A 4,011-nucleotide genomic window follows, 5' to 3' on the forward strand; every position below is an offset into this window, starting at 1 on the left:
CCATCTTTTAGATTATGGCGTCCGATGAACACACTAAAAAAACAACCTTGACAGATATTTGACGTCAAATATCCATGCAAAACTGCGATAACAAGACAGTGTGATTTATAGATTTATTTCAATAATATAAACCAACCCACAAAGTGACACCTATTGCATATATAGAGATCACACCCTCTTGTCCTACATAGCTAATAACGTTATCCAATTCAATATTTTATGTAAGAGAATATTGTATGAGACAGCGATAACTCGGAGAGGTTCACGTGTTTATTAAAATAAAAAATACACCATTCAACATTTCAATCATGCTACCTGCAGTATTGGTTGGAGTTATAACCCTATTAGTATCCATATTAGTTTTCGTATACCAGAGAGACATATCTAACAACTTCGACTCTCAATATAGAACCAGAGAAATGCAAAATAATGCCACAATTTCTCTTAATCTTGATATTTGGAAAGCAAGAATGCTGCTGGTTACGTCAATGGCCCAGATGAGAAATCTGGATACAATTAAAAATGCGGAATTAGCAATATCAACAATGGTTCTATCGACCGAAAAGTATCAGCCTAGAAGCCAAACTGGCTGGGAACTTAAGAAAATAGTAGCTGACTACTCAAAGGAAGCACGAAATATACTAGATTACTTCAAGTCCATAGACGAAAATATAAAAACAGGAATAGCTGGAAGCGCTAAGAAATTTGATGAATTTAGCACTTACATTGCTTCATCAAACCTTCCATCAGAGTATAAAAGTGATGTATCTATCATAATGGATAGTATCGCCAGAGTAAGGATTAATTTCCACTCTTTCTTAAGCGGGCTAAGAATCAATGAGCTAAATAAAGCAATTGATGATATCAATGATGCAAAAGCTAAAATTGGAAAATACAAAGACTTCAATGCAAAGACTAATGAAATAATCACTTTGATAGAAAAGTACCACCTTGCATTGCTATCCATAAAAGATGGGCATAGTTTATACATTGCTGCCGACTCGCAAACTGATAAATTAGGTTCACAATTAGAACATTTACTTGAGTCTATGGCAGCTAGATCTGGTAACAGCGGGTTTGAACTAGCACAAGAAATATTGTCTATTAACAGCAATACCTCTGTAAAACAAATAATACTGGCATTAATTGCTGTACTAGCCGGAAGTAGTGTTGCATTCGTTGTTAGTAAAATATTAACGTCTCAACTCCAAGCTCTATTGGATATAACAAAACGGATTGCAAATAAAGACTTATCAGTTGCTGTTTCATGCTCAGACAAAAACGAAATTGGCATGCTTGCAAAAGAAATTGAGAGTATGCGTTGCAGCTTGCAAACTATCATACTTGATATAGCTAGTGGTTCCTCACAACTAAGCAGTGCAGCAGAAGAAGTTAGTGCAGTAGCAATTCAATCTAATGTTGGCATGAATACTCAGCGTGAGCAACTTACTTTACTTGCTACAGCAATGCATGAAATGCAATCAACAGCAAATGATATTTCACGTAGTGCGGAAGACGCTGCAAATTCAGTAAAGTCTGCCGTAGAGGAAGCTGAATTAGGCACTGAAGTAATAAATACTACAGTAGAGACAATCGACAAAGTATCTGCTGACATCCAAAAAGCTAGCCAAGTTGTACAAGAGCTTGAGAAAGAAAGCTCTAAAATCAGCATTGTACTTGACGTTATCAAAGGTATTGCAGAGCAAACCAATTTACTAGCATTAAATGCAGCGATTGAAGCGGCAAGAGCTGGAGAACAAGGTAGAGGATTTGCTGTAGTAGCCGATGAAGTAAGAACTCTAGCCCATAGAACACAGCTATCTACAACTGAGATTAGTGAAATCATTGAGAGCTTACAAAAGAAAGCAAATGAAGCTGAAAAATCAATGCTGGCCAGTTCAGAGTTAATGATTGAAGGAGTAAGTCAAGTAAAGAAATCTGGTGCAGTAATACAACGAATGAATAACAGCATAATGCTAATTAATGACATGAACACTCAAGTTGCCAGCGCAACCGAAGAGCAAAATGCCGTTTCTGAAAGTTTAAACATAAACATTAACAATATAAATAACATTACTGATGAAGTAGTGGAAGGTTCAGACCAAACATCAAAAGCATGTACTGACCTAAGTATGCTCGCAAGTAATTTACAAAAAGTCACAGGTCAATTTATAGCATAACAGCACTATAGAGTTATTTATGAGTGAATCAGTATCAATATCATTAATTGATTTAGCAAAAGCAATTGACAACATTGACCATGCATTATCAATATTGATAAATGGAAATCAACATTTCCTATGCAGGTCTATTGTGTCTGATATTTACATTGCTAATGAGAAACTGATAGACCAAATATGTCATGCTCGGGGTGAGTGCTTTACTGTTAAAAATAGAAGCTTACTACTCACGAAAGCTATTGGCATAAGACAAAAAGCATCAATCATGAAAGAGATGGTCAGCGATAACTCGGCGATATAGTATGATTCCAAGTATAATTCTTGTTGACAATAGCATTGGTTTGTCAACCACAAATATCGTGATGAGATTTTTATGTGTAGAGGTGACTCACGTCACCTCTAACACCTTATTAAACATTGCGGCTAATGAAATTACTAAGCATGATGCAATTTTTATCGACTCCATATCAGAAAATGACTTAATTAATGTTGCTACGCATATAGCCGCACACGGCAAAAAGATGCCAATAATTGTACTAGAGCATCTAAAAAATAAGCTTCAAGGAGGTTTGATTAATGTTATAGGGTACTACTCTCACCCATTAGATAAGATTCAACTAACATCAGCATTAGATCACTGCTTACAAATCAAGCATGATATCAATGAATCTAACTTAAGCACGATAAAACTAACAGGAAACAGTAACGAAGTTAGGACACTGCGCAAAATGGTGAATAAGCTTTCACCATCAAATGCCAACGTGCTCATAAGAGGAGAATCAGGCACAGGAAAAGAGCTAATCGCACGAGCAATACACAATACATCAAATCGCAAGCATAAGCCCTTTGTTCCGATTAACTGCTCAGCTATCCCAAAAGAACTATTAGAAAGTGAGCTATTTGGCCATGAAAAAGGGGCATTTACAGGAGCAATTACATCTTACAAGGGAAGATTTGAAATCGCTGATGGAGGAACTCTATTTCTTGATGAAATTGGTGATATGCCTCATGACATGCAGGTAAAACTCCTCAGAGTTCTGCAAGAACGAATCTATCAGCGAGTTGGCAGCAGTAAAAATATTAAAGCAGATGTTCGTATTATTGCAGCTACACATAGAGATTTAGAAGAAATGATCATTTCAGGTGATTTTCGTGAAGACTTATACTATAGGCTCAATGTATATCCTATAAATGTTCCATCGCTACAGTCTAGGCGGCTCGATATACCATTACTTATAAGAGAGTTAAATCAACGACTTATTACAAAGGGATTCAGTGCAGCCAACTTAACACCACGAGCAGTTTTAAGTCTAATGCAATACAACTGGCCAGGGAATATACGCGAACTATCAAATTTACTTGAACGTTTAGCTATTTGCCATCCAGAACAGCAGGTCAACCTAGAAGATTTACCAGAAAAATTCCAATTCGACATTACTAATATAGAGAGTAAGCGCCGTGGGGCTCACATACTGCCACCCAATGCAGATCGTAGTATGATGATTCAGTTAGAGACTGAAAATAGTGACCGCCATTTCATTATCGATAGCATAACTGATAACCATGCGTTTCACTTACTCACGAAAGAGATCATAAATCGAAAACCCATATCCTTGCCAAAGGATGGTTTAGATCTAAAAGAGCTCATCAATTATGTTGAAACAAACTTCATCACAACAGCACTTAAGATGCACAGAGGAATTGTAACAAAAGCAGCTGAACGACTAGGCATACAAAGAACAACTCTTGTTGAAAAAATGCGTCGGTTAGGTATCACACGAAAGAACTCTAAAGGCACATAGCTCATTGTGAAATAGCGTACTGGTTATAT

The 4,011-nt window shown here is 36.6% G+C and carries 3 protein-coding genes; all 3 read left to right on the forward strand.

The window, feature by feature from the left end; all coding sequences use genetic code 11:
- The first annotated feature begins 266 nt into the window (after positions 1-266).
- The 3 genes from ACRDDY_RS03110 to ACRDDY_RS03120 are packed head-to-tail and all read left to right on the forward strand — an operon-like array spanning position 267 to position 3,982.
- The gene (locus ACRDDY_RS03110; protein ID WP_438563506.1) at positions 267-2,180 is read left to right on the forward strand and encodes a methyl-accepting chemotaxis protein; all 1,914 of its coding nucleotides are present in this window, start codon (positions 267-269) and stop codon (positions 2,178-2,180) included.
- A 19-nt stretch (positions 2,181-2,199) separates the two neighbouring features.
- The gene (locus ACRDDY_RS03115; protein ID WP_407087803.1) at positions 2,200-2,481 is read left to right on the forward strand and encodes a hypothetical protein; all 282 of its coding nucleotides are present in this window, start codon (positions 2,200-2,202) and stop codon (positions 2,479-2,481) included.
- 1 nt (position 2,482) lies between these two features.
- The gene (locus ACRDDY_RS03120) at positions 2,483-3,982 is read left to right on the forward strand and encodes a sigma-54 interaction domain-containing protein (protein WP_438563507.1); all 1,500 of its coding nucleotides are present in this window, start codon (positions 2,483-2,485) and stop codon (positions 3,980-3,982) included.
- Positions 3,983-4,011: the final 29 nt, after the last annotated feature.

This window comes from Clostridium sp. (assembly GCF_051656525.1).
GTDB lineage: Bacteria > Bacillota > Clostridia > Clostridiales > Clostridiaceae > Clostridium.

Bases quoted from the DNA above. Each gene is read 5' to 3' on its own strand.
- ACRDDY_RS03115 (WP_407087803.1), top strand. From the start codon at position 2,200: ATGAGTGAATCAGTATCAATATCATTAATTGATTTAGCAAAAGCAATT.
- ACRDDY_RS03120 (WP_438563507.1), top strand. From the start codon at position 2,483: ATGATTCCAAGTATAATTCTTGTTGACAATAGCATTGGTTTGTCAACC.